Consider the following 17807-nt stretch of genomic DNA (forward strand, 5'->3'; position numbering starts at 1 on the left):
CACCAACAGAGCGTCCATACCGAGACACTTTTATTAAACTCCGCAAGCATATGCGTTCCTGGATTTCGGCAGCCCGCCCCCGTACCCTGCCTCTGTCCCTTTCCTGTATCCTGATGGGCAGTTTTCTGGCCGCCGCTCAGGGTGGTTTTCGCTGGTCCGTTTTTGGTCTGGCCATCCTGACGACCGTTCTGTTGCAGGTACTTTCCAATTTTGCTAACGACTACGGAGACAGCGTCTCAGGTCTCGATAATGATGAGCGAAAAGTGGCTACGCGGGCCGTACAAACCGGTGCCATCACCAGAGAACAGATGCGTACGGCCATTCTTTCTTTTTCGGTATTGACGCTGGCGTCGGGTCTGTGGCTGCTGTACGTAGCCCTCGAAGGCGGCACGGGCCAGGAGTTCTGGTACTTTCTGGGCCTTGGCATTCTCTGCATCATTGCGGCCATTACGTACACGGTTGGAAAACGACCGTACGGGTATGCCGGTCTGGGTGATTTGTCGGTACTGATGTTTTTTGGTTGGGTAGGTGTGCTGGGTACGTATTACCTGCATACCCGTTCGCTCGACTGGAGCATTCTGCTACCTGCTACCAGTTGCGGCGTATTTGCCGTAGGGGTACTGAATATTAATAATATCCGGGACCTGGATAACGATCGTCGGAACGGGAAAAATTCGGTTCCTGTACGACTGGGAGCCGCTCGAGCGAAAATCTATCACTGGCTGTTGCTGAGTACAGGGTTGGTGTGTGCGGCGGCATACGTCATTCTGGAGCATCCCAACTGGAGCAGTTATTTGTTTTTGCTCACACTTCCGCTATTCTGGAAAATAGCCAGTGGCGTACAGAAAGGACAACGACCCGAAGAAATTGATCCGTATCTGAAACGAATGTCGCTTTCTACGCTTTTGTTTGTCATTCTCTTCGGAATCGGGCAGTTGCTTTAATGCCTGAAGATTGCTGAAAGGAAGCTGACCAGGGGTTGGGTAAAAGGCGTTGGAAAATGGTTTGCTTCCTTTTTTTCATCCGAAGAATATACCTTTGTATACCCATACCAAAACAGTCAGCACTACCTAACTAATGAAGATACCTATAGCGTACACATTTAAATCTGCTTGATGAAAAGACATTTCCTTGCTATTCTTCTTACGCTTTTTTGGGCGTCAGAGCTGCAAGCCCAAACCCCGAACGAGTTTTTCAGTCGCGGGTTACAAAAAAGTAAAACGAATGATTACAAAGGTGCCCTGGCGGATTTTAGTCAGGTCATCAGTATGACGCCCGAAAACCCGCAGGCATACTACAATCGAGGCTTGTGCAAAGCCCTGCTGGACGATCATCCGGGAGCTATTCAGGATTATGATCGGGCCATTTCCCTGAAAGCTAATTATTACGACGCTTTGCTGGCTCGTGGTGATAGTCGTTACAAGCAAAATGATTATCAGGCGGCTCTCACTGACCTGAACAAAGCCGTAGAAATGGACGCGACGGATAGCCGGGCGTACCTCAACCGGGGGATGATTCGGAGTAAGCTGGAGTACTATCAAGCAGCGATTCAGGACTTTACGAACGTAATTGAACTGCAACCGGAAAACATTCAGGCTTATTATGCCCGCGGCTTGTGCAAAAACAGGCTGGGCGAATATCAGGCAGCCTTAAAAGATTTAACCCACGTAAGTCAGCTCAACTCGCGACTACCGCAGGTATACCTGGCCCGGGCCTTTACCTATACCAAACTTTCGAACCCTAAAGCTGCCGTGGCCGACTATAATACGGCCATTACCCTGGATCCCGAAAACGTGGATTCGTATTGTCAGCGGGGTTTCGGAAAGTATCAGGTATATGATTATAAAGGAGCTCTGGCTGATTTTGAAAAAGCCTTATCGATGGATCCGGAAAATGCCATGGCGTTTTACGGCCGGGGTTTGGCCAAAACCCGGACCGGAGCTTCGAAAGAGGCCATCGAGGATTTGACCCGGGCCATTGAAGTAGATAATGTGCTGGAAGCTAAACCCGTATACGGAGGAGCGATTTCCAAGAACGTGCTGGATAACCTGCGGAATGCTATCGTGGACAACAGTCGGATGCAGGAGTTCTCGAACGAACGGGCTGAAGCGTACGAAGTGCGGGGAATGAGCAAGTACAAAATGGGCGACGCCCGAGCCGCTATTCTGGACTTATCAAAAGCGATTGAATTGAATCCGACTTATCCGGAAGCGTACTTTCACCGGGCCTTGGCTCGCTCAGCTTTGAACGAACAGGCGGGGGCCATCCAGGATTGTTCCAATGCCATCCGTTTCAATGCTGCTTACGCCGAGGCGTATTACCTGCGGGGACTGATTCGGCACAGCCAGGGCGATGAAAGCAAGGGATGTATGGATTTAAGCCGAGCCAGTGAACTAGGCTACAAAGCCGCCGCTCCCGCTCGCAAGCAATACTGCAAATAGCAAACCGGTTAAAACAGAAAGTCGCAGGTAGATCCCGTACGCGATTCGGGACTTACCTGCGACTTTTTACTTTTTAATGAGCGACTACTCAAACCGTAAGTGTTTCACGGAAGCCCCCGACTGAGCCAGTTCTTCCAGCGAATCAATGCCAATTTGCAGGTGCTTTTCGACGAACTGAGACGTTACCTTTTTATCGCTTTCTTCCGTCTTAACGCCCTCGGGAATCATGGGATTATCGGATACGAGTAACAAAGCTCCGTGGGGAATCTGATTAACGAAACCTACTGCGAAAATAGTAGCCGTCTCCATGTCTACAGCCATCGCACGGGTTTGTCGGAGATATTCTTTGAATTTTTCGTCGTGTTCCCAGACCCGGCGGTTCGTCGTATACACGGTGCCAGTCCAGTAATCCATACCATTTTTCACGATCATGGACGATACGGCCCGTTGCAGACGGAAGGAGGGGAGAGCCGGAATTTCGGGGGGCATGTAATCATTACTCGTACCTTCGCCGCGAATGGCGGCAATGGGCAATACCAAGTCACCTAATTGCGTATGTTTCTTAAGGCCGCCACATTTTCCCAGGAAAAGTACGGCTTTGGGATGAATCGCCGAAAGTAAATCCATGATGGTCGCCGCTACCGGGCTACCCATACCGAAGTTGATGATAGTAATTTGGCCCGCCGAAGCCGTTTGCATGGCTTTGCCGACCCCACGAATTTCTACGCCGTAGCGTTCCGCGAACATTTCAACGTAATTGTGGAAGTTGGTTAGTAGAATATACGGACGAAATTCTTCTAAGGGAGTTCCTGTATAACGGGGCAGCCAGTTGCCGACAATTTCTTCTTTCGTTTTCATAAGCTACAATGAGTCAATCGGACAAGTATAAGTCATACGATTGATTGGGGTATTAAGAAATAGTAAAATTTGGCAAAAGTACTAAAAAAATCTGAATGTGTTAAATTATTCAAGTCGATTATGGTTAACTTGAACTTGCCCGCCTACGAATATCAGCTTCGGGAGTGGGAAGGGGTGACGCAGATTTTCTGTGGATTGCGGAAAAAATGGCTGGTACTGACGCCCGAAGAATGGGTACGTCAGCATTTTGTGGCCTTGCTCGTCGGTACGTACGCGTACCCGAAAAGTTTATTGAAAATTGAAGGTGGACTGAGTGTATACAAGACTGTCAAGCGTTCCGATCTGGTGATGTATGACCGGGATGGTCTGCCTTTTTTACTCGTAGAATGCAAAGCTCCGGAAGTGAAAATCACCACTCCCGTGCTGGAACAGGCCCTGCGGTACAATCACGTCATCAAGGCTCCGTATGTAGCCCTGAGTAATGGCATGGAACACTTCGTATTTCAACTGGATCCGGCAGGGAAGTTGAGTCGCCTGACGGATTTACCCGCGTTCGGTAAAAAGGATACGGACTGAATCTTAGCGGGAAAGTATGGTACTTTAAGCATACCCATGCAAAGGACCGGCAACGTATCTATACTGTTTAGCAAGAATACGTTTTTATTATTGACAGGTTAAAGCCTCAGGGCCTAACTTAGTTGCTGAAACAAACGACAACGAGTTTTGCGAGTACCCCATACCCGCAGGAATCTATCGGTTTTGATTATGCCATCATCAACGTACGAATATTTAGGTACCAAGCAAAAAGCTCTTAAAATCAACCTCGACAAACGAATCTATGGTTCGTACGCCGAAATTGGAGCTGGACAGGAAGTCGCCGCGAATTTCTTTAAGGCCGGTGGTGCTTCAGGTACGATTGCCAAAACGATGTCGGCCTACGATATGACCTTTTCCAACGCCATTTATGGCCTTGAAGAAAGTGGCCGGTATGTCGTAGAAAGCCGACTCATGAAAATGCTTCGGCATGAATACGATCTGCTGATCGAACGATTGGATCAAAAGCGGGGAGCAGACACCTGCTTTTTTTCGTTTGCTGATACGGTAGTCGCGTTGAATTATCACAAGACCAACGAGTCGCACGGCTGGGTTGGCTTACGGTTTCAGCTCTCGCCGCAGTCGGAGCCTAATGATGTGATTATTCACGTTCGGATGCTCGATAACGACGCGATCTTACAGCAACAGGCACTGGGTATCATCGGGGTAAACCTGATTTATGGGTGTTATTACTACCACCAGATGCCCGAAATTCTACTCCGTTCGCTCATGGATGATCTGACGACCGAACGGATTGAGATTGATATGATCCGCTTTAATGGACCGGATTTCAAGAAAGTCGATAACCGGTTGATGAGTTTGTATCTGGTAAAAAATGGTTTTACCAACGCGGCTTTATTTGGACCGAACGGACAAAACCTGCAACCGGCCGATACGCTGTACAAAAAGCATATTGCGGTGATTCGGGGACGGTTTCGGCCCTTTGCATTGGTGCATCAGGATATGTTACAGAACGGCGTAGCTCAGTTTCTGGAAGACCCCGAAGTAGATCCTAACCGGGTGGTCGTACTAACGGAGCTAACCCTGCAAAACCTGCGGGACGGTGACGATATCAACGAAAAAGACTTCCTGGACCGGGTTGACATTCTGGGGAAACTGGGCCTGACGGTCATGGTTTCCAACTATACCGAATACTACAAGCTGATTTCCTACCTGGCGAAGCTTACCAAGCTGAAAATCGGTCTGATTATGGGTATTCCCAACCTGGAATTCATCTTCGACGAACAGCACTACGCCAACCTGCCGGGGGGAATTCTGGAAGCCTTTGCGACGCTCTTTAGCCGGAAAGTTAAGCTGTACGTATACCCGGCCTTACGGCCCGACGGCACGCTGGCTAACTGCTTCAAATTCCAGTTACCTTTCCAACTCCGGGATTTATTCAGTTATCTGATTTCTAATAATAAAATTGAAGACATCCGAAGCTTCAACAAACTCAACCTACACATTCAGTCCGATCGCGTATTGTCGATGATCAAGGCTGCCGAAGAGGGTTGGGAACAATACGTACCCGCCGAAGTCGCGGCGATGATCAAGGATAAATGCCTGTTTGGTTTCCCATGCGTCGTGTACCCGAAAGAGGAAGAACCCGTGGAGAGTGCCAACACCTTTTTCACTTCGGAAAAAGAAGACACGCAATAAGGTAGTTTTACTACAAAGAGAGAAGGCCCGGAAGTTTGACTTCCGGGCCTTCTCTCTTTATAATCATTTAATTATGTCGCTTTAAACAGACCAAGTTTTGTTCTTTGGAGTAGCCTTGAGCCTTCCAGACTGTATCTCTCCACGCCTAACGATAGCTTGCTATGGGCCATCGTGTTGCGGCTATCGTAGGTGGTTCCGTTGCTCACGGGCGGGAGAGGTTTTCGCGATATGGACTAAAAGATCAGCCGTCTCAACAGGACGAACAACCCATCTCTTAAAGCTAAACCACTTAATATAAATTACACTAACGTCATTTCCGGTTCCGTTACCTTGCCATTTTGCTTGGTAGGGGTTACGTCTTTCCGGCGGGACATCATCGCGTATACGGCAGGAATGACGTACAGCGTCAGCATCAAAGAGAACATGATACCGCCAACAATCACAATCCCGAGTGGGATACGGCTCGTGGCCGCGGCTCCCAGCGACAAGGCAATCGGCAAGGCTCCCAGAGCCATGGCTAAGCTGGTCATCAAAATCGGACGTAAACGCATCGTCGCGGCGGTGATGGCGGCTTCTACTTTACTCAGGCCCTCTTTCCGCTGCTCGTTGGCAAATTCCACAATCAAAATACCGTTTTTCGTAACCAGACCCACCAGCATGATCATACCGATCTGCGAGAAAATATTCAGCGTCTGATCAAACAGCCAGAGCGAAAGCAAAGCTCCGGCCAGGGCCAGCGGTACGGTAATCATGATGATAATCGGATCGAGGAAGCTTTCGAACTGAGCCGCCAGAATCAGGTAAATCAAGACCAGGGCCAGTAAGAAAGCGAAAGATGTATTCGACGAACTTTCAGCAAAATCCCGCGAAGCACCCGTCAAAGCCGTAGCAAACCCCTGCTCACTCAGCTTCAGTTGCTGGGCTACTGCCTGCATGGCTTTGATCCCGTCGGCAATCGTCATACCCGGAGCCAGACCGGCCGAGATGGTCGCGGACTTGTACCGATTGTAGTGGTACAATTGCGGAGGCGTCGTGGATTCGGTGATGTGTACGAGGTTATCCAACTGAATGGCCTCACCGCGACTGTTTTTAACGTACAAGGTCTGTAAGTCAACGGGTTGTGAACGATCCTTGCGGTATACTTCACCCATGACCTGATACTGCTTGCCATTTCGCGTGAAATAGCCGTAGCGACGGTTACTATAGGCGAGTTGCATGGTTTCGGAAATATCGGCTACCGATACCCCCAGCTCACTGGCTTTGGCCCGGTCGATTTCCACGCGTAACTCGGGCTTATTGAATTTCAGGTCAATATCTACCCCTTGTAAGGAAGGATGCTGGTTGGCCGCCTCCATAAATTTCGGTAGCATGGCTTTCAGCTTTTCAAAATCGTTGTGCTGAATAACGAAGGAGACGGGTAGACCACCGCGACGGTTTACTGCAATAGTCTGTTCCTGAACGGCGAAAGCTTTTCCTTCGGGGAAATTCTTCGTGTTCCGGTTGATCATCTCCACAATCTGCTGCTGACTTCGCTCGCGTTCATTAATTTCCTTCAAACCAATCCGAATGGTACCCGAGTTGACCGAGCCCGCTCCGGAGAAGCCGGGAGCCGTAATGCTCATGACAATTCGTTTTTCGGGTACTGAATCGATTACAAACTGGGTCAGGCGACTCATGTAATCATCCATATAATCGTAAGCTGTACCTTCGGGAGCCGTAACGGACAGACGGAACTGACTACGGTCTTCCAGCGGAGCCAACTCCGACTGAATGGTATTAAAAAGCACGTACGTCAGACCAAAACAAGCCGCGATGATTCCCCAGGCGAGCCATTTCACTTTCATGAAACTGGCTAGTGTGTCGTGATAACCTTTATCCATCCACTGGAAAAAAGGCTCCGTTTTATCGTAAAACCAGGAATTTTTGTGCTGCTTCCGCGACATAATCACGTTCAGTACTGGCGTGAGCGTTAGGGATACGAAGGCCGAAATCAATACAGCTCCGGCTACCACAATCCCGAATTCCCGGAACAAACGACCGACGAACCCTTCCAGGAAGATAATCGGCAGGAATACGAATGCCAGCGTAACCGAAGTCGAAATAACGGCGAAAAAGATTTCTTCCGAACCTTCCTTGGCTGCCTGCATCCGGGGCATACCCGCTTCGAGTTTCTTGAAGATGTTTTCCGTCACTACAATCCCATCATCGACGACCAGACCCGTGGCCAGTACAATCGCCAGCATCGTCAGAATGTTGATCGTAAAGCCGAAAATGTACATGATGAAAAAGGCTCCCACCAGCGATACGGGAATATCAATCAGGGGGCGGAAGGCAATGGCCCAGTCTCGGAAAAACAGGTAGATGATAATGACGACCAGTACCAGCGAGATTAAGAGCGTCTCTTCCACTTCTTCAATGGATCGTTTGATGAAACGCGTATTGTCCAGAGCAATATCCAGGTGAATATCTTTGGGCAAATCCCTTTTGATTTCCTCCAGACGCTTGTAGAAATCATCGGCAATGGCTACGTAGTTCGAACCCGGCTGTGGTACAATCGCCATACCGATCATGGCAACGCCATTACCCCGCATGGCCGTTTCTTCGTTCTCCGGACCGAGTACGGCTTCGCCAATGTCTGAGAAGCGGACCACCTGGCTATTCTGGTTGCGAAGAATAATGTTGTTGAACTCTTCTTCCGTAGTCAATCGGCCAAACGTGCGGATACTTAATTCCGTTGCGTTTCCGGCAATTTTACCGGAGGGAAGTTCGACGTTTTCCCGGCTTAACGCATTCAGTACATCAACGCCGGTAATGTTGTAAGCGGCCATTTTAGCCGGGTCGAGCCACAACCGCATAGCGTAGCGTTTTTCGCCCCAAAGCTGAATGCTACTCACGCCGGGAATGGTTTGTAGACGTTCCTGTAAAACGTTGGTAGCGTAGTCGTTGATTTCCAGAATATTCCGCGTTGTACTCTGAACAGTCATTGTAATGATGGGATCCGAGTTGGCGTCCGCCTTATTTACAACGGGTGGGGCATCGAGGTCATTCGGTAATTGCCGCTGGGCCTGGGCTACTTTATCACGCACGTCGTTAGCGGCCGCTTCCAGGTTGGCTTCCAGGTTAAATTCAACGGTAATATTACTTGTTCCCTGGCTACTGGACGAAGAAATCGAGCGTACCCCGGCAATCCCGTTGATGGCTTTTTCCAGCGGTTCAGTAATCTGTGATTCAATAATGTCGGCGTTAGCCCCGGCGTAACTGGTACGCACGTTGATAATGGGCGGATCAATCGCCGGGAAATCCCGAACGCCCAGAAACGTAAAGCCGACGTATCCGAACAACACAATGATGATGTTCATCACGATGGCCAGTACGGGGCGACTTAGGGACAAAGAGGGTAAGCTCATACGTGGATCTTTTACACTATAACCAGTTCAATAGATCAGTAGTACGGGAAGAAGTTTAGGCTGCTGAAACACAGAGATCTATGAAATACGTGTGCCACTCTTCCGTGCGTTTAGATAGGAATGCGTACTGCTACTTTTTTACATTTCTGATCTTCAGCGGAGCATCCGGTTTAATCTGAAGAATACCGCTGATCACCACCGTGTCTCCGGCCTGAATCCCGTTGACAACCTGTACTTTGGTATCGGTTCGGGTACCGGTTTCTACGGTTACAAACGAAGCTCTGCCCCCGCGGGAAACCACCACCTGTTTATCTTTGGTACCCGGTATAATTGCCTGTGAGGGTACCAGTAAGGCTTCGGGCGTTTCGCCGAGCTGGAGGTTCACTTTGGCAAACTGACCGGGACGGAGCTGATTGTTGGCATTAGGTACCAGTGCCCGCAGTTTGATAGTACGGGTGGTCAGGTCGATTTTAGGTTCGATGGCGTAAACCTTTCCCTGAAATTCCGTACGCTCGCTCGCTACATTAAATCGAACGCCGTCGCCAATGTGGACGACATCCGAATATTTTTCGGGAATCGAGAAATCAACTTTCAACGGGTTGGTTTGCTGAAAACTGGCGATGACCGTGGTGGGCGAAACGATGGCTCCTTCACTCACGTACCGCAGACCAATCTTGCCCGCAAAGGGAGCCCGGATTTCCGTACGTTGTAATTGAGCATTAGCTACGGCCAGATCCGCGTCGTAGGCTTCAACCTGGGATTGAGCCACGTCCACTTCCTGCTTACTGACGCCTTCGCGTTCGAGCAGGTACTGCAGACGTTCAAGCGATTTCTGAGCCAGTTTTCGCTGGGTTTTTACTTTCAGTACCTGAGCAGAAAGATCGGCATCGAAGAGTTTAATCAATAGAGCTCCTTTGGGTACGGGCTGGCCTTCTTTGAAGTAGATTTTCACGACCCGGGCGTTGATTTCCGATTGTAGCGAAAGCTCTTCATTGCTCTGTAGCGTACCCGTCGTTTCAATACTGTTACTTAATTTTTCAGTACTAACTACGTATCCATCCACCGAAAGTGGCCGGGCTGGACCACCGCCTCCTCCTCCTGCACGCTCATTTCCGGCTTTTTTCTTTTCAGTACGATTCAATTTGCCATAAACCAGATACCCAATGCCGCCTACAATGACAACCACGAGTAACCAGCGAACAAGGCTTGATGATTTCATAAGGTTTGTAAACAAATACATCCAGCTTCGGAAAGAAGTCGGAAGAAGAATGGGAGGTTAACTATTAAATATTGTACGAAAATAACAGATTTTTAGGCGTATTGATGGGGGAAGTCGGAGAGGGAGTTCCGGTTTTCCAAAATCCAAAGACCAAGCAGGGGAGGAGTATGAAAAACTCCCGTAGTTTTGCGACGTAATTTTTTACTCATTTATCCAGAAAGAGAGAGGGACTTCCTTTACCTGAATCCTCTCTTAAAGAAATGAGTACCTAGGATCAATGTAGTAAACGGACCTCTTTTTAAACTGTATAACCAAGAGTAGCGTATGAAATTTTTCATTGATACGGCCAATCTCGATGAAATTCGGGAAGCCCACGAGTTAGGCGTACTGGATGGCGTAACGACCAATCCTTCGCTAATGGCCAAGGTGGGAATCAAGGGTAAAAACAACATTTTTAAGCACTACAAGAGCATTTGTGATATTGTAGACGGGGACGTAAGTGCTGAGGTAATCAGTACGGATTTCAAGGGAATTATTCGGGAAGGAGAGGAGCTGGCTGAAATCGACGAGAAAATCGTGGTTAAAGTACCCATGATTCGGGATGGCGTAAAAGCAATCAAATATTTTGCTGATAAAGAAATCAAAACGAACTGTACACTGGTGTTTTCGGCGGGGCAGGCTCTACTAGCGGCCAAAGCAGGAGCGACCTACGTTTCTCCCTTCGTGGGTCGGTTGGATGACATTTCGATGGACGGAATCGAGCTGATTGAATCCATCGTATCCATCTACGAAAACTACGGTTTTCTGACGCAGGTATTGGCGGCCTCGATTCGTCATCCGGTACATATTTTGAAGTGTGCTGAGATTGGAGCTGACGTAGCTACCTGCCCGCTATCCGTCATCACCTCTTTACTCAATCACCCTTTAACGGATAGTGGATTGAAGAAGTTTTTAGCTGATGCCGCTACCTTCACCGAATAAAAGATTATTTGTTTTTACAAAAAAAGCCTGTTTAGAACAGGCTTTTTTTGTAAAATATTAAAATAAAAGTTGCTAAAAGTGATGAATGGTGACGTATTTGTAGGAACTGAATTTTAAGTTTGTATTTTCGAAAGTACCCGCTCATGTTGAAACGCATACTTCTTATTCTTTTTGTGTTTGGTTTTGGATTGACCTCGTATGGTCAAAACAAGGCGCCTGAGCGTAAAAAATCTTCCGAATCAATTCTACAGGAAGAGCCCGAAGGAGGGCTTTCCAAGGTAGTAACGTTTATCAAAAACGCGGGTAAGGTCATTGACAATCCCACTAAGCTGCGAATTGAAGTAGAAGAAGAAGTGCCACCCCGGGAGAAACCCAGAAGTGGATTTGGTAAAGTGATTCGCTTCATTCGGGATGTGGGTAAGGTGATGGATGACCCCACGCAGTTGAATATCTCCGTAGAAAAAGAAAAAGCCCCCCGTAAAGAAGAATAATCATTCCGATACGATCCGAGTCCGGTAGTCGCTAGAACGACTACCGGACTTTTCTTTTTTCGAAATATTTGATAAGGCATGCAACGTCACCCGGGGCTCCTGCATCCATTAGTTATCCCCTCGCTTTCTCCAGTTGATCCCCTCTTTTTTACCGTTCATCCGATTATTGTGCAATTCATAGTAGCTTGTATTGCATAGTACTTCATTCGACTTGCATCTTTGGGTCATCAACGAGATTAAAACATCTAATTCTATCTGTCTCCTTACCATCAAAGCCATGAAAACTATTCTATGTATCCTAACCTTTCTACTGGCCGGTATAGGCTTGGGCTTCGCCCAAAAGCCCTTCCAGGGAAGCGTATCGGGCAAGATTACTGATGTGTCGGGAAAGGCCGTTGAATTCGCTACCATCATGGTACTTAAGGCCAAAGATTCGACTTTAGCTAAGGGGGGCGTAGCTGATGCCAATGGTACTTTTGAAATCGAAGGGCTGGCGGAGGGCCGTTACCTGGTGACGCTTACGCAGGTAGGGTTTGCTAAGAAATCAACCCCTCCGTTCGTATTGAATGCAGAATCGCCGAGTGTGAAACTGGCTGCTTTAGTAATGGAGCCTGCTTCGCAGGATTTGAAAGAAGTACGAGTAGCTGCGGCCAAACCTTTCATTGAACAGCAAATCGATAAGACGGTCGTTAACGTTGAAAACAGCATTGTGGCGGCAGGAAATACCGCTCTGGAAGTACTCGAACGTGCTCCGGGCGTAACCGTAGACCGCGACGGTAACATTTCGCTGAAAGGCAAAGCTCAGGTACGGGTAATGATTGATGGGAAGCCTACGTACCTGTCCAACGAGGATCTGGCGAATTTGCTCCGCAACACGCAGGCGAATCAACTGGAGAAAATTGAGATTATGACCAATCCATCGTCTAAATACGATGCGGCTGGTAATGCAGGAATCATCAATATTCGGACCAAGAAGAACCAGAACGCGGGGTTGAATGGCTCGGCTAGTTTAGGGTTTGGATACGGATTGAATCCTAAAGCGAATGGTAGTTTGAACCTGAATTATCGTCAAAATAAATGGAATGTTTTTGGTAATTACTCGGGCGGGGCTCGTAAAAACTGGCGGGATCAGTCAATTGTTCGCAAGTTCCGTTCGGGCGATGAAGTAACGGCTTTGTACGATCAGTTTGCCGATAATACGACCCGAAATCACAACAACAACGTAAAACTAGGAGCCGATTATTTTGCTTCAAAAAAGACGACGATTGGAGTTTTGATGAATGTAAATGCCGGAGGCTGGGGTAGTATAGGCGATAACGTCACCAAAATTTACAAAGGCACCAGCGTACTGGAAAAAACGACGACGACAGGTCAGAACTTTGATAATACCTGGAAAAGCCTGACTACTAACCTGAATTTGAAACATACCATTGATTCAACGGGTAAGGAATTTACGGCCGATATTGATTACGCCCGGTACGACAATCGCTCGGATCAGCGGTACAAAATTACGACGGTGAATCCGTCGGGAGTAGATCTGGAAATCCCCCGCTTTGACGTGGGTAATACCAAGGGCATCGTGGATATTTATTCAGCAAAGGTGGACTATACGCATCCATTGAGTAAAAATTCAAAAATTGAAGCAGGCCTGAAAACAGCTTTCGTCACGACGGATAACAACATGAAGTTTACCATTCAACAGGGAGAAGCTCCTCGTCTGGATTCAGGTCGTACGAATCAGTTTATTTACAAAGAAACGATCAATGCCGCTTATCTGAATTATAGCACCCAAATCAAGAAAACCTCGATTCAACTCGGTCTGCGTGGCGAGCAAACAGTGATGAAGGGGAATCAGGTGACCTCAGACACGAGCTTTCGCCGGAACTATCTGAACCTATTTCCGAGTGTATTCGTCCGGCAGGAATTAAATAAGAAGAATACCGTAGGCTTTTCGTACAGCTATCGCATCGACCGCCCTGATTACGAGGATTTGAATCCCTTTCTGTACTTCCTTGATTTGTACACCTATCAGCAGGGAAATCCGTACCTGAGACCCCAATTCTCACACGTAGCTGAAGTGACGCACACGTTTATGGGAGCTGTAACGACCACCTTGAATTACGGACGCTCGAATGGAATCATTACTGAAGTGTTACGCCAAGATGATGCCGCTCGCACGACCTATATCAATAAAGAAAACTTTGGTTTCCGCGAAAACTACGGCGTAGCGATCTCGGCTAACATTCCAATTACGAAAAAATGGATGAGCATCAACTACGTCAATGTGAACCGGAATCGCTTCGTTGGCTTGCTTAATGGAGGCGAATTTGACGGACGCATCGTAACGACCACCTTCAATACACAAAACCAATTTACGCTTCCTAAAAACTGGTCAGCAGAAATCAGCGGTTTCTACATGAGCGGGTTCCTGGAAGGTACGATCAAGGGAGAGCCGATGTGGCAGGTTTCCGTGGGGGTACAGAAACAATTCTGGGATAAGAAAGCTAGCTTAAAGCTGAATGTACGCGATATTTTCTGGTCGCAACAATTCCGGGGAAGCTTCGTGTTTGGCAACGTAGACATGCAAATTCGGAATAAGTGGGAAAACCGGGTAGCAAACTTAACCTTCTCGTATCGCTTCGGAAACTCTAAAATTCAGGCTTCCCGTCGCCGCAGTACCGGTCTGGAAAGTGAAGCTGGCCGGGTGAATCAGGGCAGTAATTAGTAACTTGTGTTAGAAAACAGTAGGAAAACCAGCGAAACTTCGCTGGTTTTTTCGTTAAGTCAAAGTGTATGTAATGCACCGTATACATTGGTATTCCGCATTCCCTTGCATTACATACGGGGCTAATGGTACACCACCCTAGAAAGCAAACATCCCGAAAGTTTCTAACCTCCGGGATGCTATTATGAAATCGATAATCGACTGAAAAAGAAGAAGTTGATTTGTTGAAAAGAAATATAATTTGTAAAACTATCAACCGCAGCGGCTATCAACTATTTCTTATTCGCCGGGACTAATAAAGCCGGGTCATTCTCGAATATTTCCATGGTAAACTGTTCTCCATCGTAATAACCATACGACTGCGTGTAAATCCATTCGCCAATGTTGAGATATCGGCTGGTAGCAGAAACCTCCATATCCAAAATCAAATGTCGATGACCGAAGATGTAGTAATCGTGATGAGATTGAGCTTCGACTTCACGGCAATACTGAAAAATCAACTCCGCTTCGTCACTTCGAAAAAACTCCTCGGGTCTACCAGCTTTAGAGGCTCGCGAATGCCGGGCCCAGCGGTAAGCCAACGTAATCCCTACGTCAGGATGCAGCCAGCGAAACAAAAACTGAAGAAACGAATTGGTAAAGACTGGCTTTAGGATTCGTTTGTAAGCCCAGTCGCCGGGACCTAAGCCATCCCCATGACCGACTAAAAAACGCTTAGTACTTTGATTACTAGTTACACGAAAAGCAATCGGGTTTCGATGAACGGGAATATCAAATTCCTTCGGAAAATAATCCCGCATCCATAAATCGTGATTGCCTGTAAATAGATGAATTTCAACGCCTTCATCCCGTAATTGAGCTAATTTTCCTAAAAAACGAACGTATCCTTTCGGTACGGCTTCGCGGTATTCGTGCCAGAAGTCAAAAATATCGCCTACTAAAAACAGTACCTGAGCTTCCGGGCGGATTTGCTCAAGCCAGCGTACTACGGTACGTTCACGTTCGGCACTTTTAGAAAGGGGGGCACTGCCCAAATGAAAGTCGGAAGCAAAGAAAATTTTCTTTCCGGGAAGGAGTTGAATATCGTTCATTAGAACAGGAACCAGCAGCAACGGGCTGCCGCGAAATGAAGCTACAAAGATAGAAGGCCGTTAGTGAATTCGTACAACGAACCCAGAAAGCATAAAAAAACGTCTCTCTGAGTGATCAGAGAGACGTTTTCTACTGAGAAACTTAGGCTTGTTCCGTTGGAACTACTTCTGAGTTGTCAGGAGCAGCATCCTGAGGAATTTCGGTAGGAGCTGATTCTTTATCAGCTGGCGTACCATTTTTGCCCTTCATATACGCTTGGTAAGAAGTCTCTTGCTCAAACGGACGTTTGCCAATCAGTTCTTCTAAGTCAGACTGGAAGAGTACTTCCTTCGTCAACAGTTGCTGAGAGATTACCTCTAAAGCTTGAATGTTATCGCGTAACAGTCCTTTCGTACGTTCGTAAGCTGCGTCTACAATCATCCGTACTTCTTCGTCAATGATGCGAGACGTTTCTTCCGAGTAAGGCTTGTTAAACGAGTATTCGTTATTGCCTTTTGAATCGTAAAACGAAATGTTACCTAGTTTCTCGTTCATACCGTACACGGTAACAATCGAGTAGGCCATTTTCGTTACGCGTTCCAGGTCACTTAAAGCACCCGTCGAGATTTTGCCAAAAACTACTTCCTCAGCCGCCCGTCCACCTAACGTCATACACATTTCGTCGAGGAGCTGTTCGGTACGGTACAGGAATTGTTCCTTTGGTAGATACTGAGCGTAACCTAAAGCGGCCACACCACGGGGTACAATCGTTACTTTTACCAGCGGATCGGCGTGTTCGAGGAACCAGCCTGCAACGGCGTGACCCGCTTCGTGATAGGCAACAATTTTCTTTTCGTGCGGAGAAATAATCTTGTTTTTCTTCTCCATACCACCAATCACCCGGTCCATTGCATCCTGGAAATCCTGCATATCAATGGCCTGTTTGTTTTTCCGAGCAGCGATCAAAGCAGCTTCGTTACAAACGTTCATGATTTCAGCACCAGCAAAACCAGGGGTCTGAGCGGCGAGCTTGTTGGCAACTACATCCGGAGCCAATTTCAGGCTCGACATGTGTACTTTAAAGATGGCCTCCCGACCGATAATATCAGGTTTGTCAATCGAAATCTGACGGTCAAAACGACCCGGACGCATCAAGGCAGAATCCAAGACATCCGGACGGTTGGTAGCAGCCAGAATAATAATACCAGAATCCGTAGCAAAACCGTCCATCTCTACTAACAACGAGTTCAGGGTATTTTCCCGTTCGTCATTAGCTCCGGGCATGGCACCACGGCCCCGTGACCGACCTACCGCATCAATCTCATCGATAAAGATGATACAGGGAGCTTTTTCTTTCGCTTGTTTGAAGAGGTCACGTACCCGAGCGGCACCTACCCCTACGAACATTTCCACAAAGTCAGAACCTGACAGGGAGAAGAAAGGTACACCCGCTTCACCCGCAACAGCTTTTGCCAACAAGGTTTTACCCGTACCTGGAGGGCCAATCAGCAAGGCTCCTTTAGGAATCTTACCCCCGAGATCCGTAAACTTCTTCGGATTTTTAAGGAATTCAACAATTTCCTTAATCTCTTCTTTCGCTTCGTCAAGACCTGCTACATCATCAAACGTAATTTTGACTTTGTTTTCCGCATCGAAAAGTGTAGCCCGCGAACGACCGATATTGAAGATTTGTCCACCCGGACCAGCACCGCCAGCCATGCGACTCATCATAAAATACATCGTAACGACGATCAGAATCAGGAAGCCCCAGCTGGAGAAAAATTCTACAAGTCCTGCTCGCTCATCCACCGTATAGTCAATTGGAGCAGTCGGGTGGGCCTTATTAAATTCCTTTACATCGTCATTAAAAATCTCGGTCGACGGAATGGGAAAAGCAAAATGGGGTCCCGGCGTAGAAGGAAAATACGATTTTTGACTGGTCAAGCCCCGGTATTCAGGTTTCTGTAAGGCTTCCCGCGTCAGGGTAACTTCTACCAGTTTGTCATTCACAACAACGGTTTGTTCTACTTCACCTTTCGCAGCCATTTCAAAGAATTGTTTCATTTTAATTCTTTGAACAGCACTGCTCTTACTTACGAACATAATCGCAATGATCGCAACCACCAATCCCGCTACGAGCCAGCCCTGAAAACCTGGTCGGCGGGGAGGTTTAGGTAATTTAGGTCTATTTGGGGTTTCTTCAGCCATATTCTGTCTTTCTTGCTTGGATGCCGAATCGGAATCCGGCGATGGTCACTCTGGCGATAAGGCCAGTTAAATAGTAAAAGTGTAATCCACAAGATGAATGAATGGTTTCGTCAGACGATTCAGCTTGGGTCGAATGGCAGAAAAATCAGGGTG

12 protein-coding genes are annotated in these 17807 nt (G+C 47.6%); 7 read left to right on the plus strand and 5 right to left on the minus strand.

Translation table 11 applies throughout. From position 1 onward, the window contains the following. The first annotated feature begins 50 nt into the window (after positions 1–50). Together C5O19_RS03950 and C5O19_RS03955 are read left to right on the plus strand one after the other, a co-directional pair. Positions 51–944, plus strand: a complete 894-nt coding sequence (locus C5O19_RS03950; RefSeq protein ID WP_104709993.1) for a 1,4-dihydroxy-2-naphthoate polyprenyltransferase — start codon at positions 51–53, stop codon at positions 942–944. Positions 945–1115: 171 nt separating this feature from the next. Next, complete coding sequence (locus C5O19_RS03955; RefSeq protein WP_104709994.1) at positions 1116–2441, plus strand: tetratricopeptide repeat protein; 1326 nt, start codon at positions 1116–1118, stop codon at positions 2439–2441. Between the two features lie 84 nt (positions 2442–2525). On the opposite strand, the gene C5O19_RS03960 is transcribed toward C5O19_RS03955, so the two are convergent. Beyond that, entirely contained in the window at positions 2526–3299 is a 774-nt protein-coding gene (locus C5O19_RS03960) for an AMP nucleosidase (protein ID WP_104709995.1), read from the minus strand. Between the two features lie 120 nt (positions 3300–3419). On the opposite strand from C5O19_RS03960, the gene C5O19_RS03965 reads away from it, so the two are divergent. Beyond that, on the plus strand, positions 3420–3875 hold the full coding sequence (locus tag C5O19_RS03965; protein ID WP_104709996.1) for a type I restriction enzyme HsdR N-terminal domain-containing protein: 456 nt from the start codon (positions 3420–3422) through the stop codon (positions 3873–3875). Between the two features lie 189 nt (positions 3876–4064). Next, positions 4065–5552: a nicotinate-nucleotide adenylyltransferase gene (locus C5O19_RS03970; protein ID WP_104709997.1), complete on the plus strand. Its 1488-nt coding sequence runs from the start codon at positions 4065–4067 to the stop codon at positions 5550–5552. Between the two features lie 299 nt (positions 5553–5851). On the opposite strand, the gene C5O19_RS03975 is transcribed toward C5O19_RS03970, so the two are convergent. Together C5O19_RS03975 and C5O19_RS03980 are read right to left on the minus strand one after the other, a co-directional pair. Next, entirely contained in the window at positions 5852–8959 is a 3108-nt protein-coding gene (locus C5O19_RS03975; protein WP_104709998.1) for an efflux RND transporter permease subunit, read from the minus strand. A gap of 130 nt (positions 8960–9089) precedes the next feature. Further along, positions 9090–10178: an efflux RND transporter periplasmic adaptor subunit gene (locus C5O19_RS03980; RefSeq protein WP_165795931.1), complete on the minus strand. Its 1089-nt coding sequence runs from the start codon at positions 10176–10178 to the stop codon at positions 9090–9092. 324 nt (positions 10179–10502) lie between these two features. Here C5O19_RS03980 and fsa point away from each other — a divergent pair, with 324 nt between their 5' ends. The 3 genes from fsa to C5O19_RS03995 all read left to right on the plus strand — a co-directional run bounded on the left by fsa (position 10503) and on the right by C5O19_RS03995 (position 14375). Then, a complete protein-coding gene (gene fsa / locus C5O19_RS03985; protein ID WP_104710000.1) occupies positions 10503–11159 on the plus strand; it encodes a fructose-6-phosphate aldolase in 657 nt (218 codons plus the stop codon). 143 nt (positions 11160–11302) lie between these two features. Next, the gene (locus C5O19_RS03990) at positions 11303–11650 is read left to right on the plus strand and encodes a hypothetical protein (RefSeq protein WP_104710001.1); all 348 of its coding nucleotides are present in this window, start codon (positions 11303–11305) and stop codon (positions 11648–11650) included. A 277-nt stretch (positions 11651–11927) separates the two neighbouring features. Continuing rightward, positions 11928–14375, plus strand: coding sequence for an outer membrane beta-barrel family protein (locus C5O19_RS03995; protein ID WP_104710002.1), 2448 nt, complete (start codon positions 11928–11930; stop codon positions 14373–14375). Positions 14376–14647: 272 nt separating this feature from the next. On the opposite strand, the gene C5O19_RS04000 is transcribed toward C5O19_RS03995, so the two are convergent. Both C5O19_RS04000 and ftsH read right to left on the minus strand, forming a co-directional pair. Further along, positions 14648–15466, minus strand: coding sequence for a UDP-2,3-diacylglucosamine diphosphatase (locus C5O19_RS04000; protein WP_104710003.1), 819 nt, complete (start codon positions 15464–15466; stop codon positions 14648–14650). Positions 15467–15608: 142 nt separating this feature from the next. Then, positions 15609–17654, minus strand: a complete 2046-nt coding sequence (ftsH, locus tag C5O19_RS04005) for an ATP-dependent zinc metalloprotease FtsH (protein WP_104710004.1) — start codon at positions 17652–17654, stop codon at positions 15609–15611. Positions 17655–17807 lie beyond the last annotated feature (153 nt).

The organism is Siphonobacter curvatus (genome assembly GCF_002943425.1).
GTDB classification, from domain to species: Bacteria; Bacteroidota; Bacteroidia; order Cytophagales; family Spirosomataceae; genus Siphonobacter; species Siphonobacter curvatus.